24 protein-coding genes and 1 pseudogene are annotated in these 26,008 nt (G+C 67.1%); 10 read left to right on the plus strand and 15 right to left on the minus strand.

The features are described 5' to 3' along the window. Nucleotides 1-47: 47 nt before the first annotated feature. On the plus strand, nucleotides 48-1,391 hold the full coding sequence (locus tag LXM88_RS33500) for a serine hydrolase domain-containing protein (protein ID WP_262543757.1): 1,344 nt from the start codon (nucleotides 48-50) through the stop codon (nucleotides 1,389-1,391). A gap of 23 nt (nucleotides 1,392-1,414) precedes the next feature. On the opposite strand, the gene LXM88_RS33505 is transcribed toward LXM88_RS33500, so the two are convergent. Genes LXM88_RS33505 through LXM88_RS33535 form a run of 7 tightly spaced genes read right to left on the minus strand, consistent with a single transcriptional unit; the run spans nucleotide 1,415 to nucleotide 8,230 of the window. Next, nucleotides 1,415-2,461 (minus strand): ABC transporter substrate-binding protein, encoded by a 1,047-nt coding sequence (locus LXM88_RS33505; RefSeq protein WP_262543758.1) that lies wholly within the window; start codon nucleotides 2,459-2,461, stop codon nucleotides 1,415-1,417. Continuing rightward, entirely contained in the window at nucleotides 2,458-3,609 is a 1,152-nt protein-coding gene (locus LXM88_RS33510) for an NAD(P)/FAD-dependent oxidoreductase (RefSeq protein ID WP_262543759.1), read from the minus strand. Before LXM88_RS33510 ends, LXM88_RS33505 begins: the two co-directional genes overlap by 4 nt. Further along, the gene (locus LXM88_RS33515; protein ID WP_262543761.1) at nucleotides 3,602-5,035 is read right to left on the minus strand and encodes an FAD/NAD(P)-dependent oxidoreductase; all 1,434 of its coding nucleotides are present in this window, start codon (nucleotides 5,033-5,035) and stop codon (nucleotides 3,602-3,604) included. Before LXM88_RS33515 ends, LXM88_RS33510 begins: the two co-directional genes overlap by 8 nt. After that, nucleotides 5,032-5,379 carry a (2Fe-2S)-binding protein gene (locus LXM88_RS33520; protein WP_262543763.1) on the minus strand — a complete coding sequence of 116 codons (348 nt, stop codon included), beginning with the start codon at nucleotides 5,377-5,379 and terminating at the stop codon, nucleotides 5,032-5,034. Before LXM88_RS33520 ends, LXM88_RS33515 begins: the two co-directional genes overlap by 4 nt. Continuing rightward, nucleotides 5,379-6,173 carry an ABC transporter permease gene (locus LXM88_RS33525; protein WP_262543764.1) on the minus strand — a complete coding sequence of 265 codons (795 nt, stop codon included), beginning with the start codon at nucleotides 6,171-6,173 and terminating at the stop codon, nucleotides 5,379-5,381. Before LXM88_RS33525 ends, LXM88_RS33520 begins: the two co-directional genes overlap by 1 nt. Continuing rightward, entirely contained in the window at nucleotides 6,170-7,147 is a 978-nt protein-coding gene (locus tag LXM88_RS33530; RefSeq protein WP_262543766.1) for an ABC transporter permease, read from the minus strand. The genes LXM88_RS33525 and LXM88_RS33530 overlap by 4 nt, the downstream gene beginning before the upstream one ends. Beyond that, a complete protein-coding gene (locus LXM88_RS33535; RefSeq protein ID WP_262543767.1) occupies nucleotides 7,148-8,230 on the minus strand; it encodes an ABC transporter ATP-binding protein in 1,083 nt (360 codons plus the stop codon). A 294-nt stretch (nucleotides 8,231-8,524) separates the two neighbouring features. Here LXM88_RS33535 and LXM88_RS33540 point away from each other — a divergent pair, with 294 nt between their 5' ends. From LXM88_RS33540 to LXM88_RS33565, 6 genes are all read left to right on the plus strand, one after another. Next, nucleotides 8,525-9,415: an IclR family transcriptional regulator gene (locus tag LXM88_RS33540; RefSeq protein ID WP_262543768.1), complete on the plus strand. Its 891-nt coding sequence runs from the start codon at nucleotides 8,525-8,527 to the stop codon at nucleotides 9,413-9,415. 298 nt (nucleotides 9,416-9,713) lie between these two features. Continuing rightward, complete coding sequence (locus LXM88_RS33545) at nucleotides 9,714-10,841, plus strand: porin (RefSeq protein WP_412524159.1); 1,128 nt, start codon at nucleotides 9,714-9,716, stop codon at nucleotides 10,839-10,841. 39 nt (nucleotides 10,842-10,880) lie between these two features. Continuing rightward, on the plus strand, nucleotides 10,881-11,093 hold the full coding sequence (locus LXM88_RS33550; RefSeq protein ID WP_262543769.1) for a DUF3311 domain-containing protein: 213 nt from the start codon (nucleotides 10,881-10,883) through the stop codon (nucleotides 11,091-11,093). Continuing rightward, on the plus strand, nucleotides 11,090-12,568 hold the full coding sequence (locus tag LXM88_RS33555; protein ID WP_262543770.1) for a sodium:solute symporter family protein: 1,479 nt from the start codon (nucleotides 11,090-11,092) through the stop codon (nucleotides 12,566-12,568). Before LXM88_RS33550 ends, LXM88_RS33555 begins: the two co-directional genes overlap by 4 nt. 103 nt (nucleotides 12,569-12,671) lie before the next feature. Further along, nucleotides 12,672-14,144 carry an amidohydrolase family protein gene (locus LXM88_RS33560; RefSeq protein WP_262543771.1) on the plus strand — a complete coding sequence of 491 codons (1,473 nt, stop codon included), beginning with the start codon at nucleotides 12,672-12,674 and terminating at the stop codon, nucleotides 14,142-14,144. Nucleotides 14,145-14,260: 116 nt separating this feature from the next. Further along, nucleotides 14,261-14,644: a hypothetical protein gene (locus tag LXM88_RS33565; protein ID WP_262543772.1), complete on the plus strand. Its 384-nt coding sequence runs from the start codon at nucleotides 14,261-14,263 to the stop codon at nucleotides 14,642-14,644. 157 nt (nucleotides 14,645-14,801) lie between these two features. Here the strand turns inward: LXM88_RS33565 and LXM88_RS33570 are convergent, their stop codons facing one another. Next, nucleotides 14,802-15,260, minus strand: a complete 459-nt coding sequence (locus LXM88_RS33570; RefSeq protein WP_262543773.1) for a hypothetical protein — start codon at nucleotides 15,258-15,260, stop codon at nucleotides 14,802-14,804. A gap of 406 nt (nucleotides 15,261-15,666) precedes the next feature. Between LXM88_RS33570 and LXM88_RS33575 the strand changes: the two genes are divergently transcribed. After that, entirely contained in the window at nucleotides 15,667-16,965 is a 1,299-nt protein-coding gene (locus LXM88_RS33575; RefSeq protein ID WP_262543774.1) for an NAD(P)/FAD-dependent oxidoreductase, read from the plus strand. A gap of 276 nt (nucleotides 16,966-17,241) precedes the next feature. Here LXM88_RS33575 and LXM88_RS33580 read toward each other — a convergent pair whose 3' ends face one another. The 5 genes from LXM88_RS33580 to LXM88_RS33600 all read right to left on the minus strand — a co-directional run bounded on the left by LXM88_RS33580 (nucleotide 17,242) and on the right by LXM88_RS33600 (nucleotide 21,492). Then, complete coding sequence (locus LXM88_RS33580) at nucleotides 17,242-17,616, minus strand: copper resistance CopC family protein (protein ID WP_262543775.1); 375 nt, start codon at nucleotides 17,614-17,616, stop codon at nucleotides 17,242-17,244. A gap of 2 nt (nucleotides 17,617-17,618) precedes the next feature. Continuing rightward, a complete protein-coding gene (locus LXM88_RS33585) occupies nucleotides 17,619-18,554 on the minus strand; it encodes a hypothetical protein (protein ID WP_262543776.1) in 936 nt (311 codons plus the stop codon). 104 nt (nucleotides 18,555-18,658) lie between these two features. Next, nucleotides 18,659-19,039, minus strand: a complete 381-nt coding sequence (locus LXM88_RS33590; protein WP_262543778.1) for a DUF2946 domain-containing protein — start codon at nucleotides 19,037-19,039, stop codon at nucleotides 18,659-18,661. Between the two features lie 311 nt (nucleotides 19,040-19,350). After that, complete coding sequence (locus tag LXM88_RS33595; protein WP_262543779.1) at nucleotides 19,351-20,121, minus strand: ABC transporter substrate-binding protein; 771 nt, start codon at nucleotides 20,119-20,121, stop codon at nucleotides 19,351-19,353. 141 nt (nucleotides 20,122-20,262) lie between these two features. Continuing rightward, nucleotides 20,263-21,492 carry a cyanate transporter gene (locus LXM88_RS33600; RefSeq protein WP_262543780.1) on the minus strand — a complete coding sequence of 410 codons (1,230 nt, stop codon included), beginning with the start codon at nucleotides 21,490-21,492 and terminating at the stop codon, nucleotides 20,263-20,265. A 326-nt stretch (nucleotides 21,493-21,818) separates the two neighbouring features. Between LXM88_RS33600 and LXM88_RS37145 the strand changes: the two are divergent. Next, a pseudogene (locus LXM88_RS37145) lies at nucleotides 21,819-21,920 on the plus strand (3-beta hydroxysteroid dehydrogenase); the annotation flags it as partial. 63 nt (nucleotides 21,921-21,983) lie between these two features. On the opposite strand, the gene LXM88_RS33610 reads toward LXM88_RS37145, so the two are convergent. Beyond that, a complete protein-coding gene (locus LXM88_RS33610; RefSeq protein ID WP_262543781.1) occupies nucleotides 21,984-23,363 on the minus strand; it encodes an FAD-containing oxidoreductase in 1,380 nt (459 codons plus the stop codon). Between the two features lie 241 nt (nucleotides 23,364-23,604). Continuing rightward, nucleotides 23,605-24,564 carry a LysR family transcriptional regulator gene (locus LXM88_RS33615; RefSeq protein WP_262543782.1) on the minus strand — a complete coding sequence of 320 codons (960 nt, stop codon included), beginning with the start codon at nucleotides 24,562-24,564 and terminating at the stop codon, nucleotides 23,605-23,607. 129 nt (nucleotides 24,565-24,693) lie between these two features. Here LXM88_RS33615 and LXM88_RS33620 point away from each other — a divergent pair, with 129 nt between their 5' ends. Next, complete coding sequence (locus LXM88_RS33620) at nucleotides 24,694-25,860, plus strand: mandelate racemase/muconate lactonizing enzyme family protein (RefSeq protein ID WP_262543783.1); 1,167 nt, start codon at nucleotides 24,694-24,696, stop codon at nucleotides 25,858-25,860. Nucleotides 25,861-26,008: the final 148 nt, after the last annotated feature.

Consider the following 26,008-nt stretch of genomic DNA (forward strand, 5'->3'; position numbering starts at 1 on the left):
TTTCCGGGCGCGTCGCCCGTTCTCTTTCCACTACGAGGCATGATTCGATGCGAATTCATCGACGCTTTACCGCGACCCGGCGCACCCGCCGGCTCGCCGGCACGTTCGTGCTGGCCGGCGGGCTCGCGCTCGCCGCGACCGCTGCCACTGCTGCGCCCGCTGCCGCCGATGTCGCCACGCCGGGCATGATGCAGGGCTTTCCGCCGCCGGCCGACCAGGCCGTCAACAAGGCGAACGCGTTCACGCCTGCGCGCCTGCGCTGGGCGTTGGGCAACACGCGGCTGCTCGCGCCGACGGCCGGCATCCGGCACGCGGCCGCGCCGATGCCGCTTCCCGAACAACCGGCGCCCGGTCTCGACGCGCTGCCCGTGACGATCGGCGGCGAAACGCTGGCGCTCGACGCGTACCTGCGCGCGACCCATACCGACGGCTTCATCGTTCTGCAGCGCGGGCGAATCGTCTACGAGCGGTATTTCGACGGCTTCCGGCCCGACCAGGCGCACGCGTGGGCGTCGATGACGAAATCGGTGACCGGCCTGCTGGCCGCGCAGATGATCGAATCGGGCGTGCTCGATTCAGGCGCGCCGCTGTCGCGCGTGGTGCCGGAGCTTGCCGACACGCCGTTCGGCAGTGCGACGCTGCAGCAGAACCTGGACATGGAAGTGCCCACCGCCTATACGCCGGGCGTGCCGCCCGATCTCGGCCTGTTCGGCGCCGTCGGGCTGGTGCCGCACCGCGAAGGCGCGCCGTCCAGCATCGTCGACTTCCTGCAGACCGTGCGGCGCGTGCCGGACGTGGCGCCGGGCAGCACGTGGTTCTACCAGAACGGCTCGCCGGAAGCCGTCGCGTGGGCGATGCAGCGCGCGACGGGGCAGTCGTGGAGCGCACTGGTCGAGCGGTGGCTGTGGCGTGACTTCGCGGAAGACGATGCGTACGTCGCCGTGGATCGCAACGCGATGGCGATGGCGAGCGGCGGGCTCTACACGACGCTGCGCGATGCCGCGCGCTTCGCGGAACGCGTGCGCACCGGGTTCGGCGGCAAGTCGGGCACGCTGCCTGCCGCGACGATTCGCGCGGCACTGCAGGCTGCGCAGAACGCGGCGCTGTTCGCGAAGGGCAACGTCGTTCCCGGCAAGGACGGCTATGCGTATCGCGACTACTGGTACCAGGTGAACGACGGCGACGGCTCGTTCGCGGCGGCCGGGCGGTTCGGCCAGTCGATCCTCGTCGATCCGAAGACTGCGCTGACGATCGTCAAGTTCTCGTCGTCGCCGGACTTCGCGCCGCGCGCGCTCGAGTCGCACGGCGACGCGTCGCGGCCGCGCGCCGCGCTCGAACGCGGCGACGCGTTGAGCGCAGTGGCGCGCGCGGTCGCGGAGCGGCTGCGGTAACGCACCCGCGCGCCCGCGCGGGGTTACCGCTCGATCTGCCGGTTCCAGCGCGTATCCCACTGCGCGCGGCGCGCGTTGATCGCGGTCCAGTCGACCACCGTCACCTTGCGCACCAGGTCGTCGACATTGCCGAGGCTCTGCTGCATCCCGGCGGGCATCTTCGCGAGACGGTTGGTCGGGATCTGCTTGCCGGCCTCGGCGGCCTTCGTCTGCGCGGGCGCGGACAGCAGGAACTGCGCGAGCTTCTGCGCGAGCTGCGGATCGGGATTGTTCGCGACCACGCACAGGTCGACGAGCAGCAGCACGGGGCCTTCCTTCGGGTTCGCATACGCGACGGGAATGCCCTTGTCCTGCAGGTCGCCGACGCCCGTCGGCGTGAGCGGGAACAGGCCGGCTTCGCCGGTCTGCACCATCTCGGAGATCTTCGCCGAGTTCGGGATGTATTCGACGACGTTCGGCCCGACCGTGCTCGCCCACTTGCTGAAGCCGGGCTCGACGTTCTGCTCGCTGCCGCCGAGCAGCCGGTTGATCGCGAGGAAGCCGTGCAGCCCGAACGTGCTGCTCGACGCCGACTGGAACACGACCTTGCCCTTGTATTTCGGATCCGCGAAATCCATCCACGACGTGGGCGGCGCCCAGCCTTTCTCCGCGAACAGCTTCTTGTTGTAGGCGATGCCGGTCATCCCGAGCTGCACGCCCGCGCCGACGTCGTCCTTCATCCGCGCGAACGGGTACAGCTCCTTCAGCACCGGCGCATCGTCGAGCTTCTGGCACACGCCGAGGCTGACCGCGCGCGCCATCACGCCGTCGTCGAGGAACGCGACATGGATCTGCGGCTTGTTGCGGTTCGCAAGCAGCTTCGCGAGCACGTCCGACGACGTGCCGGGCACGACGACGACCTTCACGTTGTTCGCCTTCTCGAAGTCGGGCAGCACCTGGCTCGTATAGGCCTTTTCCATCGGCCCGCCGTTCATGCCGATGTAGATCGTCTTCGTTTGCGCGAACGCGGGCGCGCTGGCGCCGGCGATGCAGAGTGCGGCTGCGGCCGCGATCGTACCGAGCAGTTTCATCGAGAGGTCTCCTCCTGGGGGAAAGGGGCGGTCGGCGCGACTTGGCGGAAGAAGCGGCCGATCGAGAATGCGTCGAGTGGCGTGGCGGTTTCGCCGGTCGTGACGAGATCGGCGAGCACGTCGCCGACGCCCGGCGCGAGCAGGAAACCGCCGCCGGAGAAACCGAACGCATGCAGCAGGTTCGGCGTCGTGCGGCTCGCGCCGATGATCGGGTTGTGGTCGGGCGTGCAGCCTTCGACGCCGCTCCACGTGCGGATCAGCAGCGCGTCGCGCAGCGCGGGCAGCAGCGCGCACGCGTCGCGCATCGCTGCGCGCGTCGTATCGACCGACGGCTGGCCGAATTCGCCGTCGCCGCGGCCGCGCCCGCCGCCGATCACGCAATTGCCGCGCGCGACCTGCCGCGCGTACACGCCGCCGCCGTACACGCCGAGGTTGTGCGTGATGAATGGCGGAAGCGGTTCGGTCACCCACATGTTCGGGTAGATCGGCTCCATCGGCACGGCTTCGCCGAAGCGTTCCGCGATCGTGTTCGCCCATGCGCCGGCCGAATTGATCAGCCACGTCGCGGTGCATGCGCGGTCACCTGCATGGAAGCGGAAGCGCGTGCCGTCGTGGTGAACGTCGTCGACCGGCGTGTGCTCGAACACGTCCGCGCCTGCGGCACGGGCCGCGCGCGCGAATGCGGGCGACACGACGCGCGGGTTCGCATGGCCGTCGGTCTCGCACAGCGAGCCGCCGAGCGCCGCGCGGCCGAGCCATGGGTAGCGGCGACGGAACGCGTCGCCGCGCATCACCTGCAGCGGCAGGCCGTGCTCGCCGGCAAGCGTGGCATACGCGTCGAGCGCGTCGAGATCGACGTCGCTGCGCGCGAGCCGCAAGTGCCCCGACACGACGAATTCGCCGTCGATGCCGATCAGCTCGGGCAGGCGATCCCAGATGCGCCGCGCGCGCAGCGCGAGCGGCAATTGCTCGGCCGGGCGGCCCTGGCAGCGCACGCCGCCGTAGTTCACGCCGCTTGCCTGCGCGCCGCAGTCGCGCCGCTCGAACAGCCCGACGCGCAGGCCGCGCCGCGTCAGCGCGAGCGCGGCCGACGCACCGACGAGGCCGCCGCCGACGATCGCGACGTCGTAATGACGGGCATCACTCATCGCGTGCCTCGTCGGGAATCGTCGCGACGTCGTCACCGGCGAGCGCGGCCGAGATCGGGAACGGCTTCACGGGCGGTTGCGCGCGCAACCGGCCGACGTCGGCGAGCGGCCGGCCGGTTTCGGCGGCCAGCACGAGCGCGGCCGCGTCGCCGCACATGCGGCCCTGGCAGCGGCCCATCCCGACGCGCGTCAGCGCTTTCAGCCGGTTGAGTTCGGTCGCCGCGCCGCCACGGATGCAGCGGCGCAGCGTGCCCGCGTCGACCTCCTCGCAGCGGCACACGATCGTGTCGTCGGGGCAGCGCGCGGCCTGCTCGACAGGCGGTGCGAACGCTGCTTCGAGACCCGCACGGAACGCGCCGATGCGCGCGAGCGTATGTTCGAGCGTCGCCGCATCGGGTTTGTCGGACGGCGATGGCGACGCGATGCCCGCGTCGTCGAGCAACGCGAGCGCGGTGCGCCGGCCCGACGCTTCGGCCGCGTCGGCGCCCGCGATGCCCGCGCCGTCGCCCGCGACGTAAATGCCGCGCACCGACGTGCGGCCTGCCGCGTCGCGCTCGGGCAGCCATGCGCGGTGGACCGGATCGAAACCGAACCGGCAGCCGGCGAGATCGGCGAGCTGCGTTTCCGAACGCAGACCGAAGCCGAGGCCGAGCGCATCGCAATCGAGCACGCGCGGCTGCGCATCGCCGCCGGCCGCGTGCCACGCGAGCCCCGTCACATGCTGATCGCCGAGCACGCGTTCGAGCGTGACGCCCGTTTCGATCGCGACGCCATGTGCGCGCAGCCAGCCGATGTAATAGAGCCCCTTCGCAAAGGTCGACGGCATCCGCAGCAGCGCGGGAGTGGCGGCGGCCTGGCGGCGCAGCGGGCTCGTGTCGAGCACGGCCGCGACCTGGGCGCCGGCTTTCGCGTACTGGTACGCGACGAGATACAACAACGGCCCCGTGCCCGCGAACACGATGCGCCGGCCGATCGCGCAGCCCTGCGCCTTCAGTGCGACCTGTGCGCCGCCGAGCGTATAGACACCCGCGAGCGTCCATCCCGGCACGGGCAGCATGCGGTCGGTCGCGCCGCTCGCGACGATCAGGTGCGAGTACGGCACGGTAATTTCGCGGCCGTCCTGCAGCGTATCGACGCGGCCTGCGCCGCATGCCCACGCGAGCGTGTTCGGCCGGTAGTCGACGTGCGGCAGCAGCGCGGCCATCGTCCGGTGCACCGCATCGGCCTTCGCGGCTTCGAATCCGTACAGCGTGCGTTTGCCGCGCGCGAAGCCGCCGTCGGCCGGCGGTTGACGATAAATCTGTCCGCCCCAGCGCGCGTTTTCGTCGATCACGACGGGGCGCAGCCCCGCGTCGACCAGCGCCTCGGCCGCGCGCACGCCGGCCGGCCCCGCGCCGACGATCACCGGTTGCAGTGCGGCGTTCATTGCGTGTCTCCGGTCGCGGCCGGTTGAACGGCGGTGAGTATCCGCATGCCTTCGACGATCGGCGTCGAGCATGCGCGCACGCGCGCGCCGGCCTCGGTGCGCACCCAGCAGTCCTGGCACGCGCCGATCAGGCAGAAGCCTGCTCGCGGCTGGCCGCTGAATTCGCTGACGCGCACGCGGCGCTGCGCGACGAGGATCGCGGTGAGCACGGTGTCGCCGGCGAGCGCGTGCGCGGGGCGGCCATCGAGTGTGAACGCAACGGCGGCGCGCTCGCGCTCGGCGACGCGCACGAACTGCGCGCCGTCGGCCGGGTCGCGCTGGGAACGGGAAACGGGAGTCGACATCAGTGTTGACCGATCAGGATGCGGTTCAGGCCGTACACGCGATCGAGCAGCAGCATCGCGCCGGCGGTGATGAAGATGACGAGCGCCGACACCGACGCCATCATCGGGTCGATCGATTCGGTCGCGTACATGTACATGCGCACCGGCAGCGTGACCGTCTGCGGCGACGTGACGAAGATCGACATCGTCAGCTCGTCGAAGCTGTTGATGAATGCGAGCAGCCAGCCGCCCGTGATGCCGGGCACGATCATCGGCAGCGTGATGCGGCGAAACGTCGTCCACGGGTCCGCGCCGAGCGAGCACGCGGCCTGCTCGATGCTGCGGTCGAGGCCCGCGACGGACGCGAGCACGAGCCGCATCACGAACGGCGTGATGACGATCATGTGCGCGATCACGAGCCATGCGAACGAGCCGGTCGCGCCGATCAGCGCGAAGAAGCGCAGCAGCGCGATGCCGAGCACGAGGCCGGGGATCACGAGCGGCGACAGCAGCAGGCCGTTCAGGAACGCGCGGCCGGGGAACGCCGCGCGGCCGATCGCAAGGCCCGCCGGCAACGCGATCGCGAGCGACAGCGTCGCCGACGCGAACGCGAGCTTCAGGCTGTTGAAGAACGCGGTGACGAAGTCGGGATAGTCGAGGATCGCGTGGAACCAGCGCAGCGACAGTCCGTGGGTCGGCAGCGTCAGCGTTTCGTCGGGCGTGAACGCGACGAGCACGACGATCGCGAGCGGCGCGAGCACGAACAGCATCACGAGCGTGTGGAACGCGAGGGCGAAGGGGCCGTTCTTTCTCATCGGGATGCGCCTCCGAGGCTGCGCGCGTAGCGGCGTTCGAGCACGCGGTAGTAGGTGAGCATCACGACGAGGTTCGCGACCAGCAGCAGCACCGCGATCGTCGCGCCGAGCGGCCAGTTCAGCGAGCCGAGGAATTCGTCGTAGACGGCCGTGGCCGCGACCTTCAGCCGGCGGCCGCCGAGCAGGCCGGGAATCGCGAACGCGCTCGCCGATAGCCCGAACACCATCAGGCTGCCCGACAGCACGCCGGGCATGAGTTGCGGCAGCACGATGCGGCGCAGCGTCGTGAACGGCGACGCGCCGAGCGACAGCGCCGCGTGCTCGGTCTGCGGATCGAGCCGCTGCAGCGCGGTCCACACCGGAATCACCATGAACGGCAGCATCACGTGCACCAGCGCGATCACGATCGCGAAGGTCGTGTATTCGAGCTTGTACGGCCCGAGTCCGACGAGCCCCAGCGCCTGGTTCACGAGCCCGCTCGTGTTCAGCAGCATGCTCCAGCCGAACGCGCGCACGACGACCGACACGAGCAACGGCGCGAGGATCGCGAGCAGGAACAGCGAGCGCCACGGGTCGCGCATTTTCGACAGCACGTACGCTTCCGGCGTGCCGATCGCGACGCAGATCGCGGTCGTCAGCGCGGCGATGCCGAACGTGCGCGCGAAGATCGTGTGGAAGTACGACGAACCGAGCACTTCAGCATAGTTGCCGAACTGGAACGCGGCGATCGGCCCGGTGGCCGGGTCGTAGCGGTAGAACGTCAGCACGAACGTCATCGCGAGCGGCACGAGCACGAGCGCGGCGAACAGCACGAACGCGGGCGCGCACATCAGCCACAGCGGCGCATGCGCGCGCCAGGTGGCGCGCAATACGCGCCCGGTGGCGGCGCGCGCCGGTACGGCGTCGGGCGCGGCGGACCGCGCGAGGCCGGCCGTCGCGCCGTCGGTGGGCAGCGGGCGGGAAGGCTGTCGCATTCAGGCCTCCCGGCGCATCACGCGCACCGCGTCGCTGTGCCAGTCGATGCCGACCGGCGCGCCTTCCGCGAGCGGCTCCGCGCCTTCGTTCTGGCAGCACACGAGCACTTCGCCGAGCGCGCTGTCGACGCGGTACAGCCACTGGCTGCCGAGGAAGAAGCGGCTCGTGACGGTCGCGGCGAAACGGCCCGCATCGGGCGCGCACAGCCGCAGCTTCTCGGGACGGATGCAGACCGACACCGCGTCGCCGACGCGCACGTCGCGCTCGCGCGGCGGCAGGTGTGCAGTGCGCCCGGTTTCGGCGAGGTCATGACCGAGGTCGATGCGGATCGCGTCGCCGTCGTGCGCGACGACGGTGCCGGGCAGCAGGTTCGCCTTGCCGATGAACTGCGACACGAAGCGGTTCTCGGGGCGCTCGTAGGCCTGGTACGGCGTGTCGATCTGCGTGACGCGGCCGGCTTCCATCACGACCACGCGATCGCTGATCGACAGCGCTTCCGATTGATCGTGCGTGACCATGATCGTCGTCGTGCCGATCTTGCGCTGGATCGCACGCAGTTCGAACTGCATGTCCTCGCGCAGCTTCGCATCGAGGTTCGACATCGGTTCGTCGAGCAGCAGCACCGGCGGCTCGATCACGACCGCGCGCGCGATCGCGACGCGCTGCCGCTGGCCGCCCGACAGCTCGCGCGGAAAGCGGTGCGCGAGCGTATCGAGGCGCACGAGCGCGAGCGCCGCGCGGATGCGCTCCGCACGCTCGGCCTTGTCGACGCCGCGCATGTCGAGGCCGAAGCCGACGTTCTCCGCGACGCTCATGTGCGGAAACAGCGCGTAGCTCTGGAACACGATGCCGAGCCCGCGGCGGTTCGGCTTCAGGTGCGTGATGTCCTGCCCGTCGAGCGCGATGCGGCCGCGCGTGACGTCGACGAAGCCGGCGATCATCTGCAGCGTGGTGGTCTTGCCGCAGCCCGACGGCCCGAGCAGCGACACGAATTCGCCTTGTTCGACCGACAGGTTGACGTCGGCGACGGCGGTGAGCTCGCCGAAGGTTTTCGTCAGATCCGTAAGCGTGAGAAACGACATGAGGAGCTCCGGGTTCGCACACCGCGTAGCCGGTGCGCCAATGACGCGGACTCTAGCCAGCCATATTTCGGAGCGTCAATTTGGAATTCTGATGAACGGGATGAATTTCAGAAAAATTCCGGTGATCGGAACGGATTGGCGTATCGCGCGCAAATCGTTCCGATGGATGAAGGGTGGTCAAGCCGAGAAATGCACGCGTCAATCCCGTGCACACCCGGATGCCCGCGGAATTTCGGCCGGACGACAATGGCGGCTACCGTATTCCGTTCAATGAAATTGTCGAGGAGAGCCGGCATGCAGGAACCCCTTTCGTCCGGAATGCCCGGCATGCCCGCCGCGCGCGCACCGGGCGCCGACGAGGATGCCGATCCGGCTGGCGCACCGGGCACCGGCATGCTGCAGCGCGCGTTCGCGATCCTGCGCGCGCTGGCCGGGATGCAGCAGGACGGCGTGCGCGTCACGCATCTCGCGAAGGCCGTCGGCCTCACGCAGGGCACCGCGCACCGGATCCTGCAATCGCTGATCGCCGAAGGGATGGTCGAGCAGGACGAGCAGTCGAAGCTGTACCGGTTGAGCGTCGACTTCTTCGCGCTCGCCGCGCTGGCCGGCAACCCGAGCAGCATGCGCACGCTGTGCCGCCCCGCGCTGCTGCGGCTGTGCGCGAGCCTCGGCGAAACGATCTTCCTGCTCGTGAAGAGCGGCTTCGACGCCGTGTGTCTCGACCTGTGCGAAGGGCCGTTTCCGATCCGCTCGTTTACCGGCGATATCGGCGGGCGCATCGCGCTTGGCGTCGGGCAGGGCAGCCTCGCGATCCTCGCGTTCCTGCCCGAAGCGGAACGCGAGGAAGTGATCCGCTTCAACGTGCCGCGCATCCGCGGCTACGGCGTGCTCGACGAGGTGTACCTGCGCACCGAGATCGAACGCGTGCGGCAGCTCGGCTACGCGGGCCGCAACAGCGGCGTGCTCGACGGGATGGCCGGCGTCGCGGTGCCGATCCTCGATCGCACCGGTTACCCGGTCGGCGCGCTGAGTGTCGGCACGCTCGCGTCGCGCCTCGGCGACGACCGGATGCCGATGGTCGTCGAACTGCTGCGGCGCCAGGCCGACGCGATCGGGCCGCGCACCAACCCGTTCGACGCCGCGCTGCGCCGGCCGATGCACGGGCTATCAGGGAAAACCGTATAGGCGCGTTGCGCGTCGCCGTTTCGTCAGCTTGCTTACGCGAGCCATTCACGTCCGATCAAAGCGCGCCGCGTCCAGTGGACCTGCGCGCTTTCGTTTCTCTTGCGGGGCAGCACCTGCCCCGCGCATTTCTCCTCCATTCGATTTTCAACTGCCGGCCAGTTGAACATTTCATTTCTTGATGTGATTGCGGCTGGATACCATCCAGCAACTGTCTATACAACCCGATCGGGATGGATGGGCAGGACCGAAAAAACACAACACGACATCGATCAGCAGGTTTGGAGCGGAGACAACGGAGATGGTACGGATGAAGGGTGGGAAGACGGGCGCCGCCCGCGTGGGCGCCGCGATCGCGATGCTGTTCGCGGGCGCCGCGCACGCGCAGTCGACGGTGACGCTGTACGGGATCGTCGACGCGGGCGTGACCTACACGAACAACGCGAAGGGTCATGCGCTGTGGCAGTTCACCGGCGGCAACGAATCGGGCCCGCGCTGGGGCTTGATCGGCACCGAGGATCTCGGCGGCGGCCTGAAGGCGAACTTCCGGCTCGAGAACGGCTTCAACGTCGCGAACGGCGCGCTCGGGCAGGGCGGCCGGATGTTCGGGCGTTCGGCATGGGTCGGCCTGAGCGGCGCGAACTGGGGCGCGGTGACGCTCGGCCGCCAGTACAACTCGACGCAGGACATCCTCGGTTCGCTGCAGATGAGCAGCTTCCTCGCACAGAACTCGACGCATCCGTTCGACAACGACGACATCAACAACACGTTCCGTCTCAACAACGCGGTCAAGTACGTGTCGCCGACTGTCGCGGGCCTGCAGGCGAACCTGGTGTACGGCTTCTCGAACTCGACCGGCTTCGCGAACGACAACAGCTGGAGCGCGGGCGTCACGTATGCGAACGGGCCGCTCAATGCGGGCGCCGCGTATGCGCGCGTGAATCATCCTGCGAGCAGTGCGACGGGCGCCGTTGCTTCGGATAACTACTACCCGTCGTCGGCGTCGGTGTTCGGCGCGGGCCTGTCGAGCGCGGTGCGCCAGCAGATCTGGGGCGCGGGCGGCAGCTATGCGATCGGGCAGGCGACGCTCGGGCTGCTGTATACGGGCTCGAACTTCGGTCAGGCGACGGGCGGTGCGCTGCGCTTCAACAACTACGAAGGCAGCCTGCGCTACCTGGTGACGCCCGCGTTGATGGCCGCGGCCGGCTACACGTATACGAAGGTCGCGCGCGGCGGCGACAGCGGCCACTACCAGCAGGTGTCGGCTGGCGTGCAGTACCTGCTGTCCAAGCGCACCGACGTGTACGTGAACGGCTTCTACCAGAAGGCGTCGTCGTCGGTAGCCCACGCGTGGATCGACGGCACCGACAGCCCGTCGTCGACGACGTCGCAAGTGGCGGTGGTGGTCGGCATCCGCCAGAAGTTCTGATGTTCTGACGCGCACGCGCGTCTTCCGGAGGAGACACTCATGAAACTCAAACTGCTGCTGGCGGCGCTGCCGTTCGTCGGGATGTATGCGGGCGGCTCGCTCGCCGAGGGTCGGCCGCTGCTGTTCGGTCTGCCGTTCCTGCTCGTCTGGAACCTGTTCTGGATGGCGGCGACGGCCGCGATCCTCGCGATCCTGTTCCATCTCGACGAGCGCGACGCGGCCCGCGACAGCCGCCCGGGAGACGCGCGATGAACGCTTCGATCGTCATCATCGCGGCGTTCGCCGTGTTCGCGCTCGCGATCGGCGTGATGGCGCGCCGCGGCCGCAAGCTCACGCTCGAGCAGTGGGCGGTCGGCGGGCGCGGCTTCGGCTCGCTGCTCACGTTCCTGCTGATGGCGGGCGAGGCGTTCTCGACGTTCTCGTTCCTCGGCGCGAGCGGCTGGACCTACAGCAAGGGCGTGCCGGCGTTCTACATCCTGTCGTACGGCTGCCTCGCGTTCGTGATCGGCTACTGGATGCTGCCGGCGATCTGGCGCTACGCGAAGGAGCACGGCCTCGTGTCGTTCGCCGATTACTTCGCGTCGAAGTACGACAGCCGCGCGATCGGCGTGCTGGTGTCCGTCGTCGCGGTATTCGCGATGGTGTCGCTGCTGATGATCCAGTTGCGCGGGCTCGGCGTGATCGTGTCGGAGATGTCGTACGGGATGATTCCGCAGGCGGCCGCGATCTGGATCGCCGCGACGCTGATGGCCGTGTACATGATCGTGTCGGGCATCCACGGCTCGGCGAGCATCGCGATCGTCAAGGACGTGCTGATCCTCGCGATCGCGATCTTCCTCGGCCTGTACCTGCCGATGCATTACTACGGCGGCCTTGGCGAGATGTTCGCGAAGATCGACGCCGCGCATCCCGAACTGCTGCGCATGCCCGAGCACGGCTTCAACCTGAGCTGGTACAACTCGACGATCCTGCTCACGTCGCTCGGCTACTACCTGTATCCGCATGGCTTCACCGCGATCTACGTCGCGAAGGACGAGCGCGCGCTGCGCCGCAACGTGATCCTGATGCCGCTGTACCAGGTGCTGATCGCGTTCCTGTTCCTGGTCGGCTTCGCGGCCGTGATGACCGTGCACGGGCTCGAAGGCGCGCAGACCGATCTCGCGCTGCTGCGCCTCGTGAAGCAGACGTTCCCCGCGTGGTTCGTCGGCATCGTCGGCGGCACGGGGCTGCTGACCGCGCTGGTGCCGGGCTCGCTGATCATGCTGAACGCATCGACGACGATCGCGCGCAACATCTACCGCGAAGGCTTCGCGCCGAATGCGACCGATCGCGACGTGACGCGCGTCGCGCGGATCGCGCTGCCGATCTTCACGCTGGTGGTCGTGTACTTCGTGCTGCGCGGCGGCGCGACCTTCGTCACGCTCGCGATCTTCTCGTCGAGCCTGCTCACGCAGCTCGTGCCGATGCTCGCGTCGAGCTTCCTGAAGCGGCCGTTCGGTACGCGCGAAGGCGCGTTCGCGGGCATCGTCGCCGGCGCGATCGTGATCGCGATGACGAACTACTATGGCGTGACGCTCGCGTCGCTGTTACCCGGCGCGTCGAGCACGCTGACGTCGATCAATCCCGGGCTCGTCGCGCTCGCGGTGAACGCGGTGGTGTTCATCGCGATCAGCGCGGCGCAGCGCAAGCTGCAGGCCCGTGTTGCGGCGACGGTCGGTTCCGCGTGACGGGTGCTTTGCCATTTTGAGGCCAGGCCGCCGGGTAGTTACCCGGTGGCTTTACCGTTTGATTGCATTCCGAATAATCCGGACAACAACAGGACAAGATGCGATGACTACCGAGGATAAGCGCGAGGACAAGCGCGAAGCGATCGACACGCTGATCGCGAACGGCTGCGTGATCACGATGGACCCGCAGCGGCGCGTGATCGGCAACGGCGCGGTTGCGGTGAACGGCGATCGCATCGTCGCCGTGGGAGACACCGATGAATTGCAGGCACGCTACCGTGCCGCGCGCACGATCGACGCGCGCCGCAAGGCCGTGCTGCCGGGCCTGATCGATGCGCACGCGCATGCAGGCCACGCGATGCTGCGCACGATCGGCGGCGCGGACGGCGATGCCTGGTCGGCCGCGGCCGAGACGATCTACACGCGCGCGTCGGACGAGGCGTTCTGGGAAACCGAGTCGCATCTCGCTGCGCTCGAACGGCTGAAGGCCGGCGTGACGACGGGCGTGTCGCTGCTCGGCGGCGGCAACTCGATCATGCGCGTCGACGATCCCGTCTACGCGCGGCGTCATTGCGATGCGGTCGTGCGCACGGGCACGCGCTCGATCGTCGCGATCGGCCCGTCGCGTCCGCCCGCGCCGCGTGCTTACACGCGCCACACGCCGGACGGCAGCGACACGCGCGACATCGATTTCGACACGATGTACGACGTGTGCGAGGACATCGTCGACGCGTGCCACGGCGATGCCGACGGCCGGATCAGGATCGCGCTCACGCTGCCCGTATACGGCCCCGAGCACGACCCGGAACTCGCGCAATACGAGCACGAGTTCCGCGACCAGGCCGCGCGCTACGGCGCGCTCGCGCGCGAGCGCGGGCTCACGTTCACGCAGGATGGCCATCGCGCGGGCACGCTCGCGTTCGCGCATCGCGAGCTCGGGCTGCTCGGCCCGACGGCGTTCATGTCGCACAGCATCGACCTGACCGACGACGACATCGCGGCGTGCGTGGAGACCGGCACCGCGATCGTCCACAACCCGAGCGCGATCATGTCGATCATCGGGCGCTGCCCGGTGCCCGAGCTGATCGATGCGGGCGTGACGGTGGCGATCGCGTCGGACGGCGCGGCGCCCGATCGCGGCTATGACATGTTCCGCCACATGTGGCAGTGCATGCACTACCACCGCCGGCATTTCCGCGACCCGGACGTGCTGCCGCACGGCAAGGTGCTGGAGATGGTGACGATCGACGCGGCGAAGGCACTGTCGATCGCGCATGAAGTCGGTTCGCTCGAAGCCGGCAAGCTCGCCGACATCATCCTGGTCGACCTGTTCCGGCCGCACATGATGCCGATGAACATGCCCGTGTATCGCGTGACGTGCTTCGCGAATGCGGCCGACGTGTGCATGACGATGGTCGGCGGGCGCGTGCTGATGGAGGATCGACGGGTGCTGTCGGTCGACGAGAATGCGGTTCTCGAGCGTGTGAACGAAGTCGCGGAACTGATGATCGAGCGCAGCGGGTTGCGTCACCTGCTCGACGAACCGGCGACGCTGTGGGGGCGGAGCCGCTACTGAACGGCACCCGGATGATGCGACGGCGTCTGCGCCGAGAACAGGGCAACGCAACAATGCCGATGGTTGGCCGGCGGCGGACATGCTAGGATTTCTCTCAAACAACTCCGGAGACTGCTATGCCGTTCATCTGCGAAAACGCTGAATGTCGTGCCGTACTGGCTCGCGGTCAGGTCAGGTCCAGGCAAGAGGACGACGGGTGGTGCTTCTACTGCCCCGACTGCAATGCGAGGAACGAGTTGAAGGATATCGGTGCACCTGGCGGTCCGGTCGAGTTGGTTCAGCCGGAACGGCCGAATCTTCCGCACAAGGTCATAGCGACTGCCCGACCATTGGAGGACGGCAGATACGCAGCGCAATTGCGCGTTCAGCGGGCACTCGGCGTGAAAGGAACGTACGCGGCCGAAGAGCACTGGGAGCAGCTCGGCGTGTTCCCGGACCCGCAAGAGGCCGTCGCGCATGCGAAGTCTTTCGCAACGGAGCTGCTGGAACGAACAGCGTAACCGGAAGCGGCACGCCGGATCGCGCGATACCTGGTCATGCGCGGACCGGTACGGGAGGCCCACGGCCGTGGGCCGCGCGACATGCATGTGCTGCATGCGCAAACGGGTGCCTCACCCCGCCGAATACCCCATCAAACCAGAGGTGACCTACCTCGATTCACGCAGCACCGCTGGCAGCGAGCTTGACGAATAGTCTGGCTGCTTCGTTGCCCTGGGACAGCGCGCGCAGTGCAAGGGCGAGCGCCAGCTGTGCGTCGTGGGTGGCCGCGCTTCGATCCTGGTCGAAGAGCTTGACGGCGTGGCGCATATGCTGCGCCGCTTGCGTGTGAAGTTCGACGGCCGCTGCATGAAGTTTCGCCACGTCCGCGGCACTTGCGGCCGAGCCGGTCGATGACGGCGTTGCCGATGGCGTATTGGCACCGTGCGCGCCGGCGTCGTGTGCCTGATCGATCGCATGCAACGTGTGACCGTGAGCCATCATCGCCTGATGTGCGGCGTGGGCGAAGTCCTTGCCGTCCTCGAAATGCCGCGACGCCTCGCGGTGATATCGCGCGGCCTGCTCGTGGTGCGACGCCGCGGCTTCCAGATGCCCCTTCTTGCTGTGCTTCGTGTTCATGCCGGCTCCAGTGCAACTTCATGACTGACTCGGATGGCGACCGATTCGAAGACACGGCGGCAGGTCGCAACGACGTTCTAATCTACACGCACTTGCGCGTTGTGTGGCATTTGCGTGTCGCGGCACATCGGCATCGTGTCCGGCCTGCTGTTGCACCGGGTTGTGGTGGTGGCCATGCATAGTACTATCGGTCCGGGCACGCCGTCGGGAACCTGTCGGACTGCTTGCAACTGCGTCGGCCAGGAACAGGAATTGCCGAGCCGGGCCACTGAATCGCCGTGCACCCCTCCGGCGGATGTCGCGCGTCAGACAGTCAGGCACCTTCCAACGACACGACGATTCCCAACATCAGCCATGGCATTTTTGCTTTGGTCCATGAATACGCGATTTTTTGGAAGCCAGCGCAATGAACTCATCGAAACGCGATCCGAGCCGGCCTGACGTGCTGATTATCGGCGGCGGGCCCGCTGGCGCGACGGCGGCGGCCTTCCTGAAGATGAAAGGACGCGACGTCGTGCTCGTGGAGAAGGAAGCCCATCCGCGCTTCCATATCGGCGAAAGCCTGCTGCCACGTAACCTCGACATATTCGAGCGGCTCGGTGTTCTGGAGCAGGTACGCGAGATCGGTGTCCATAAGCCGGGTGCGGAGTTCGTCTCCGACCGTACGGGCCGCAGCTGCGCGTTTCCATTCGGAAACGCACTGAATCGAGACCGTACGCATGCCTGGCAAGTACGGCGCGCGGACCTCGATGCGTTGTTGTTCAGACACGCCGCCGCGCGCGGGGCCGAGTGTTTCGAGCGTACTCGTGTCACGAACATCAAGCTGGACGATACCGGCGGACGTCACGTCGTGTCCGCGCAGGACGAATCGGGCAGCACCCGCGAATGGCATCCGCGCTACGTGCTCGACGCTTCGGGCCGCGATACGTTTCTCGCGTCGCGGATGAAGGTCAAGACCTCGAACAAGTACAACAACACGGCGGCCGTTTATGCGCATTTCACCGGCGTAGAGCGTCGTGAAGGCGAACTCGCGGGCTACATCAGCATTCATCTTGCGGAGGATGGCTGGTTCTGGCTGATCCCGCTCCCCGATGACACAATGAGCATCGGCTTTGTCGGCGATCAATCGGCGTGGAAAGGGCGCAAGGGAACGCCGACCGAACTGCTGATCGAGCGTATCGCTTCGAGCCCGACCGTCGCGGCTCGCACGCAAGGCGCACAGCGCGTATCGGACGTCTACAGCACGGCCAATTACAGCTATCGCGCCAGCGAGGGCAACGGTAACGGTTTTCTGATGATCGGCGATGCCTACGGATTCGTCGATCCGATGTTCTCGACAGGCGTATTGATGGCGATGACTGGCGGAGAACTCGGCGCGGAGGCCGCGCACGTGTGGCTCGACGATCCGGTACGCGGAAAGAAGCTTGCGCATGCAGCCAACCGGGAACTGTCGGAGGCAATGGATCGGATCAGCTGGCTGATCTATCGCGTGAACGATCCCGTCATGCGTACGCTGTTCATGGCGCCGTCCAATCGCTTGTGGATGCGAGACGGCATCGTCAATCTGCTGGCAGGAAATCTCCGCGGGAGCTGGCGCGCCGCACTGCCGGTGATGTGCTTCAAGGCTGTGTATCACGTGCTGTCGGCACTGCACCGCCGTGGAGTCGAGATTTCGCTGCCGGAGACGCCCGCGCCTGGGATCTGACCGGGCTGGATGCCCGGACCCGCTCGGTAGCGACCGCTTGCCGATTGCATATCGGAAACGGGTCGTCAAGCGACGTCCACCACAATCCCCGAAGCATTTCTTGCATCGGCGAGCCAGTTGCCGGAAACGAAGAAGGGGCGTCGCGCGCTCATGCGCGATGCCCCTTCGCGTTCGCCTGCGGGTGCGACCGGGCGCGTTTTCAGTTGCAGAGGTCGAACGAGAAATACTTGTTCGCGACTGCTGCCACGATCGAAGCATCAACCGTCGCCAGGTCCGTTACTTCACCTTGAACGAATAGTCGCCGTGTGTGCGATGCCCGTCCGACGCGACCGCGACCCAATGCACCGTGTACGTGTCGGGCGGCAACGCTGGCAGCGCAACATGGATCGACTTCCTGTCGTTCGGATCGACTTCGGCCTTGGCCGTATTCACCTGCTTACCATTCGAATTGCTGACGTTCAGCGAACTGAACGCGGGTTCGAGCGGCCCGTCGAACTCGATCGCCACGCTTGCCGGCGCCGCCACTTCGGCTCCCGCCGACGGTGACTGATGGTGCGGAAACACATGCGCGAATACCGTTGACGCGATCGAGAGACCTGTCGCGATGGCCGCTGCGCGCAAGCCGTGACGAAGTCGCTTGAGTGCTGGCATGGCTATTCCCCTTTGCCGAAAAATGGCTTGCCGAGCGAGCGGGGCATCACGTCGTCCAGGAACAGGTGTGCCTGGAACAGGACGCCAACCCCCTTTCCGCTTGCATGGTTGACAGGAATGACCGCTTCGGCGCCAAACTGGCCCCACCGGTTGAGCCAGAGCAGGCCGGGATTGATGCTGCCGGTCGTATGTCCCGAACAGGGGCCGCCCGTACAGGTGCTCATCGGGAACTCGACGACCGGGATCAGGTTGTTGAACGGTGCCTTGAGCCCCACGTCCTGCACGAAATTCTGCAGATACGGCAGGCTGTATTGCACGGTGACGCCCCAGCTCAACGAATCCGGGTCGGCATTGTTCAACGTCAGGCGCGGACCGATGGTCCCGGTGATCGCGACCGGCTTCAGGTACTTCAGGCTATCCGGCAAGTCGCCGAATCCCTTGCCGACGTATAGCGTCGGCGTGATCGCCGAGTGCGGATCGGCGATCGACCTCGCTCCGGTGCCGCCCAGTTCCGCGACCGCGCCGACGGAGGCCATGAACTCGTGTTTTTCGTTGACGTAGAAGCGGTATTTGGCGCCGATCGCGAAGTTGTCGAATCCGCGGGCCGAGCCGCCATTCGGTACGTTGACGTTGACGTAGGTTCCCACCACCGAAAGGGCGAAACTGGGTGTGATCAGTTTGTCCCACTCGAGCGACGTCGTGTTGGTGTTCTGCTCGTCACCGTCGTCGGTCAGCGATTTGACATGGCCGAATTCGAGATTGACTTCGTCGCCGACACCGGGGTCGTCGACCGCCATCGTCGCCGGGAACACCCGGTTACCGGCGATCGCATGCGCCGATGCAAGCGATGGGAACAGAAGCGGGATGACGATAGCGGCCGGAGCAATGAGGGCCGCAAGCATCGGCATGCTGCCGCGTGCAGGAATGATGGTGCGCATGATTCGATCCTTGTGACAGGCGCTGATGTGCTCGCGAGCCTGTCAAAGGACGCGCGAGGACATGGCGATGCAATGACGCCTGCATCGCCGTCGGGCTGACTCGATCAGGATGAAACCGGGGGCGCACGCGGCTGGGCCGCAGCGAAGTGGAAAACGCTGTGGGGTGTCTGAAACGTCGGCGCCGACGTGGGATGAATCGGCCAATCCGTCGGCACGAACCCCGAGGTCCCGCCCAGCAACGCGGGCATGTCGGCGAGCAATCCGCAATACGCGCATGCCTGCCAGTGGACTGCCTTCTCGGGCAACGACGCGTGGTCGGGGCCCGCACCGTCCGCGCCGTTCTGCGCGGTACAGAACGCCCCGGATACAGCGTCGAACTGCCGCTCGGACGAGAGGCTTTGCGATATCGTCGGCGCGAGCGTCGCCATCAGGATTGCAAGCAATCCCAGGATGCTGCCTATCCTCCTGCGAAACAGGGCTGACATGATCTTGGTGGAATCGCACGCTCGTCGGCACGTTGCGGGGAGTATGGCATAGGGGCCGGACGGTCCGGATGGGGAAGTTCCCTACTTATGTGTGGGCATCGGGAGGTGCTGCGCGCCTGCTCGGGCCATTCGCAGGCGTCTGCTTTTGCAGCGTGCGACCGGCTGCGTTGGGGGGCGTCAAGCGACATCTGCGGCAATCCGCGAAGCACGTCCTGCATCGACGACCCGGTTGCCGGACAGGAAGTGGAGGCGTCGCGCGTTGATGCGCGACACCGCTTCGCGTTTTCCGCCGGCGACCGCCGGCCACCTCGTCAGTTATAGATATCGAACGAGAAGTACTTCTTCGCGATCCGCTGATACGTTCCATCCTGAATCAGGCTCGCAAGCGCATGGTTGATCTGCGTGCGCAGCGCGTCGTCATCCTTGCGCACGCCGATCGCCGAACCCACGCCGAGCGTCTTCGGATCATGCAGCGCCGGCCCCGCGAACTCGAAATTCGCGCCCTTGGCGGTTTTCAGGAATCCGAGATCGGCCTGCACCGACGACTGCAGCGACGCATCGAGCCGGCCCGACAACAGATCCTGATACACGAGATCCTGCGTCTGATACGTGCGGACGATCACGCCCTTCGGTTCCCAGTACGTGCGCGCATAGGTCTCCTGCGTCGAACCCTGCTCGACGCCGACGCTCTTGCCCTGCAGCGACTCGGGCGTCGGCTGCAGGTTCGAGCCGCGCCGCGCGACGAGGCGAGGCGGCACGTTGTTGATCTTGTCCGTGAACGCGATCTGCGCGAGCCGCTTTTCGGTCACGCTCATCGACGACAGCACGCCGTCGAACTTGCGCGCCTTCAGCGCCGGGATCATCCCGTCGAATGCGTTCTCGACCCACACGCAACGCACCTTCATCCGTTCGCAGATCGCGTTGCCGAGATCGATGTCGAAGCCGACGAGCTTGCCGTCGGGCGCGAGCGATTCGAACGGCGCGTAGCTGGGATCCACGCCGAGACGCAGCACCGCCGGGTCTTTCGCGGCGGCGGCGCCTGCCGTCAGCGCGAGCGCGACGGCCAGAACGAGCTTTTTCATTACTGTCTCCAATACCGATTGATGTTGTATGTCGTGAAGCGAACCAGCGGCCGATGGGCGTGACTGCCCGCGCCCGGCCATGCGCGGGCGGTTGAACCATCGTCGGAAGCGGCCGGCGATGGTCCTGATCAGGAGTGCGCTTCAGTGAACGGCGCCGGAGATGCGCGCCATGCCGTGCCGGTAGCCGGCGGGCGAGAACGCGGCGTTCAGCGCGGCCATCGCCACGATCACGGCGATATGCATCCACCACGCGATCGCGAAGCTGCCGCCCGCGTCGCGCAGCCAGCCGATCAGCCAGGGGCTTGCCGCGACGGTCAGGAAGCCGACGCCCTGCACGAAGGCCGCGAGCGCGCCCGCGAGCCGCGCGTCGGGCAGGTGGTCGAGCGTGACGATCAGGCTCATCGAGAAGAAGCCGCCAAGACCGAGGCCGACGCTCGCGACCCAGAGCCACGGCGCGAACGCGGGCAGCGTCGCGAACCCGGCGAAGCCGGCCGCCTGCAGCGCGAGCGTGAGCCACAGCACGTTGCGACGGTCGGGCGAACGTTTCGCGAACATCGGCATTGCGAGCGCGCCGGTCGCCTGGAACAGCGCCATCCACGCGAGCAGGTTGCCGCTTGCCTGCGGGCTCATGCCGACGCTGCGGTAGAACGCGGGCAGCCACGCGACGAGGCTCGCATAGCCGCTGTTGCTGAGGCCGAAGAACAGCGCGAGTTGCCACGCGCGCGGAACACGTGCGAACGCGGTGATCGGCGCCGATGCGGCCGTCGCATGCGCGATGTCGCGCGGCGCTTTTGCACGCCATAGCGCGAGCGTGACGAGCGCGGGCACGGCCCACACGGCGAGCGCGAGATGCCAGCCGCCGTGCGCGGCGAGCCACGGGCTCGCGACCGCGCCGAACGCGCCGCCGCCGACCAGCGCGGCCGAATAGAGGCCCATCGCGAGCGGCAGCCGGTCGACGAACCAGCGTTTCGCGAGGCCGGGCACGAGCGCCTGGATCACGGCGACGCCGGCGCCCGCGACGATCGCGGTCGCGATCAGGCCCGCGCTGCCGCCGGTCCACAGGCGCGCCGTGCAGCCGGCCGCGATCAGCGCCAGCGCGGCGGTCAGCGCGCGTTGCTCGCCGAAGCGCCGCGCGAGTCCGACGCCGACCCCGGCGACGACGCCCATCAGCACGAACGGCAGCGTGGTCAGCAGCGCGGCCGCGCGAAAGCCGAGGCCCGTGTCGGCGCGCACGATGTCGAGCACGGGGCCGAACGCGGTCAGGAACGGACGCAGGTTGAGGCCGGCCAGCACCAGCAGCGCGAGCGCGCCATAGGACACGGAAGCCGCGTGCGGGCGGTGTACGGCTTGCGCGGTGCCGGGGTCGGTCATCGGGATGCTCCAGGGAGGGGCCGGTGGCCCTGAGATGCGATGCCGAAAGGGTAAGCGCGCGCCACGCCAGGTGAAAATTAAATATTCGACTGGGAATCAGTGCGGATTGCGATGGGACGACGCGGGATGGCGGGGACGGATGGGCGGGGCTGAAGCGGCGCGGGACCGGCTGTTGGCGTGCGCTTCGGCGGGGGCATCGTTACGCGACCGACGCGTGCGTCGTGCCGACTTTTTTTGCGTGCCGCGACCAGCGTCCGGATGCGTGCGCGATCGGCGGTGGTGTCCGGCGTGAAAATCACGAGCGCCAGGTCGGGCCGGCCGTTTGCCGCGATGTGCCGGTCGTCGCGAAGTCGGTGGCGGAAGCCGGCGAGCACTTCGGTGGCTTCGCGATGTTCGCGGGGATGGATGCGCCCGCAACCAGCGAGCGGCCATCTTCGCACACCGCTCGACACCCGCGCGACACCCGTTCGCGGCCGCCTGCCCGCCGCGCGTCATTCCGCCGGATGCAGATCCTGCAGCAGCGTCGGCACGAGCTCCGACACGGTCGGGTGGATGTGCATCGCGCGGCTGATCGTCGTGTACGGCGCGCCCGCGGCCATCACGTCGAGCATCGCGTGCACGACTTCGTCGCCCGTCACGCCGAGGATCGACGCGCCGAGGATCGCGTGGCTGTCCGCGTCGACGATCACCTTCATGAAACCCTGGCTTTCGCCTTTTTCGACCGCGCGGCCGACCCGCGTCATCGGGCGCGTGCCGACCAGCAGCCGGCGGCCCGTCTGCTTCGCTTCCGCGAGCGTCATGCCGACGCGGCCGAGCGGCGGATCGATATACATCGCGTATGCCGTGATGCGGTCGGACACCTTGCGCGGATCGTCGTCGAGCAGGTTGGCCGCGACGATCTCGTAGTCGTTGTACGCGGTGTGCGTGAACGCGCCGCGCCCGTTGCAGTCGCCGAGCGCCCAGATGCCCGGCACGTTCGTGCGCAACTGCTCGTCGACGGTGATATAGCCGCGCGCATCGGTCGCGACACCCGCGCGGTCGAGCCCGAGATCGTCGGTGTTCGGCACGCGCCCGACCGCGAGCAGCAGGTGCGAGCCCGCGACCTCGCGGCCGCCGCCCGCGCAGTCGAGGCCGATCGCGATGCCGTCGCCGTCGCGCCGCGCGCTCAGGCAGTCCGCATCGAGCTGCACGTCGATTCCTTCGTTTTCGAGGATCTCGCGCACGGCTTGCGACACGTCGTCGTCCTCGCGGCGGATCAGGCGCGAGCCCTTCTCGACGATCGTGACCTTCGATCCGAAGCGGCGATACATCTGGCCGAATTCGAGCCCGACGTAGCTGCCGCCGACGATCACGAGATGCTCGGGCAGGAAGTCGACGTCCATCATCGTCGAGTTGGTCAGGTACGGTACCGAGTCGAGGCCCGGCATCGGCGGCACCTGCGCGCGTCCGCCGACGTTGATGAAGATGCGCCCGGCTTCGAGCAGTTCGTCGCCCACGCGCACTGCGTCGGCGCTCTCGAATCGCGCATGCCCCTGGAATACGGTGGTGTTCGCGAGGCCGCGCACCCATTGTTCGACGCCGTGGTTCGAGCGGCCGGAGATCTGGTCCTTGCGCGCCTTCACGGCTTTCATGTCGACGGTGACGGGGCCGCCGACCGACACGCCGTATTCGGCGGCGCGCCGCGCGATCTGCGCGGCGTACGCGCTCGCGATCAGCGTTTTGGTCGGGATGCAGCCGGTGTTCACGCAGGTGCCGCCGAAGCGGCCGCGTTCGACGATCGCGACTTTCAACCCGGCGGCGGACAGCCGCGCGGCGAGCGGCGGGCCGGCTTGCCCGGTGCCGATGACGATCGCATCGAAGTGTTGCGTCATGACGTCCTCCTGCGCGGGTTCGACGTGGGTAACGGCAGGCGCAACGCGTATGCCGTGCCGGCGGTCGCCCGAAGGGCGACGAGCGCTTATGGTAGACCTGTTGGCGGGCCGTCGCGAGTGGTCGCGATTCGCCTGACGTGGAAGGTGGTTCCCCCCCGGAGGCAATGCGGCGGCTTCCGACCCCGGGGGCGATACGGATTCCCGTGATGCGTACCTGCCGACCTTCCGGGGCAGCGTGGCGTCAGGATCTCGATCGACCGGTTCTCTTCCGCTCCGGTGCCGCGTTGCGCACGTCGACCGGAACGAACGGCGCCTCGAAGTGCTTGACGAGAAAGTCGATGAACGCGCGGGCACGAGTCGACTCGTTGCGTTGCCCCGGGTAGTAGACGAACAGGTCCGCGGAGGGCAGGACGACGTCGGGCAGCACGAGGCGAAGTCGCCCGCTCTGGATGTATTTGGCGAGATCCCACTCCGAGCGGATCAGGATGCCATGACCGTCCAGCGCCCAGCGCAGCACGATGTCGCCGTCATTGCTGGCGAGCGAGCCGCTTACCTTCAACGCCTCCAGATGATCGTCCTGCATGAACCGCCAGACGCCGAATGCATCGTCGTTCTGCGTGTGGATGATGCAGCGGTGATGGGCCAGATCTTCCTTGCGCTGCGGCACGCCGTTTCGTTCGAGATACTTCGGCGACGCGCACAGAAACCGGCGATTGCTCATCAGGCGCCGCGCCCGCAAGCGCTGGTCCGGTAACTCGCCGAACCGGATGGCCAGGTCGAACGCACCTTCGACCAGGTCGACCGGGCGGTCGGTAACCACGAACTGGACATCGACGTTCGGATAGCGCTTCGCGAATTCCGACACCAATGGCGCGATGGTCGTGCGCCCGAAACCAAGCGTCGCATTGATGCGCAGCCGGCCGTGCGGGTCTGCCGGCGTCCCGGCGATCGCATCCTCCATCTCCCGCACCTGATCGAGAATCTGCGTGGCGTACCGCGCATACATCTCGCCTTCCGGTGTCAGGCTCACGCTGCGGGTCGTCCGGTTGACCAGCCGCTTGCCGAACCGGTCTTCGAGAATGCCGAGTCGCTTGGTCGCCGCGGGAGGGGTGATCCCGAGAGACCGGGCTGCTCCCGACAGGCTCTTCAGTTTTGCGAGCTGAATGAAGAACTCGAAGTCGGATGTCGAATCAGTTCTCACTTTTGGTAAAGAATGAAATGAATTAAGGTGAATTATAGGTCGTTCTCCGCGGACTATGCTCCGTCTCGTTGCAGCAGCGTGCATGCAATCGAGATAGCCGGCAAACGTGTCAGTCCAGGAGACGCCACCATGAGAATCGTCGAGATTCGCGAAAAAACCGTTCCGATCAGTTCCCCGATCCGGAATGCCTACATCGACTTCAGCAAGATGACGCTGAGCCTCGTCGCCGTGATCACCGACGTGATTCGTGACGGCAAGCCGGTCGTCGGCTATGGCTTCAATTCGAACGGCCGCTATGGCCAGGGCAAGCTCATGCGCGAACGCTTCATCCCGCGCATTCTCGAAGCCGATCCCGGTTCGCTCGTCGACGATAAGGGCGACAACCTCGACCCGCACAAGATCTGGGCGACGATGTTCACCAACGAAAAACCGGGCGGCCACGGCGAGCGCTCGGTCGCCATCGGCACGATCGACATGGCGGTGTGGGATGCGGTGGCCAAGATCGAAGGCAAGCCGCTGTTCCAGTTGCTGGCAGACCGCTACGGCGACGGCCGGCCGAACCGCAAGATCTTCGTCTATGCGGCGGGCGGCTACTACTATCCGGGCCAGGATCACGAGCAGCTCAAGGACGAGATGCGCAGCTACATCGATCGCGGTTACACGGTCGTGAAGAAGAAGATCGGCGGCGCATCGCTCGACGAAGACCTGCGCCGTATCGACTCGATTCTCGGCGTGCTCGGCGACGGCCAGAAACTTGCTGTCGATGCGAACGGCCGCTTCGATCTCGATACCGCGATCCGGTACGCGAAGGCGCTCTCGCAATACGACCTGTTCTGGTACGAGGAACCGGGCGATCCGCTCGATTTCGAACTGCAGGCGACGCTGCGCAATTACTACGACAAGCCGATGGCGACGGGCGAGGATCTGTTCTCGATGCAGGACGCCCGCAACCTGATCCGCTATGGCGGCATGCGCGCGGATCGCGACTGGCTGCAATTCGACTGCGCGCTGAGCTACGGCCTCGTCGAGTACCTGCGCACGCTCGACATGCTGCGCCAGCACGGCTGGTCGCCGAGCCGCTGCATTCCGCACGGCGGTCACCAGATGTCGCTCAACATCGCGGCCGGCCTCGGCCTCGGCGGCAACGAGTCGTACCCCGACCTGTTCCAGCCGTACGGCGGCTTCCCCGATGGCGTGAAGGTCGACAACGGCTTCATCACGATGCCGGACCTGCCGGGCATCGGTTTCGAAGGCAAGGCCGACCTGTTCGCGGAAATGCAAAAGCTGTCCGCCTAGGCCGAATCGGCACGGTGCGCCGGACGCTCGCCGGCGCACCGGATCACATAACAAACAGTCGGGCAGGCGAGATCGGCGTTGGCGTTCAGGGTGATCGACTGCATCGCCGGCGCGCACGCGATTTCCGAAACAGGACGCCATGCACAGG

Origin of the sequence: Burkholderia sp. S-53, from assembly GCF_025560745.1 — a bacterium.
GTDB lineage: Bacteria > Pseudomonadota > Gammaproteobacteria > Burkholderiales > Burkholderiaceae > Burkholderia > Burkholderia pyrrocinia.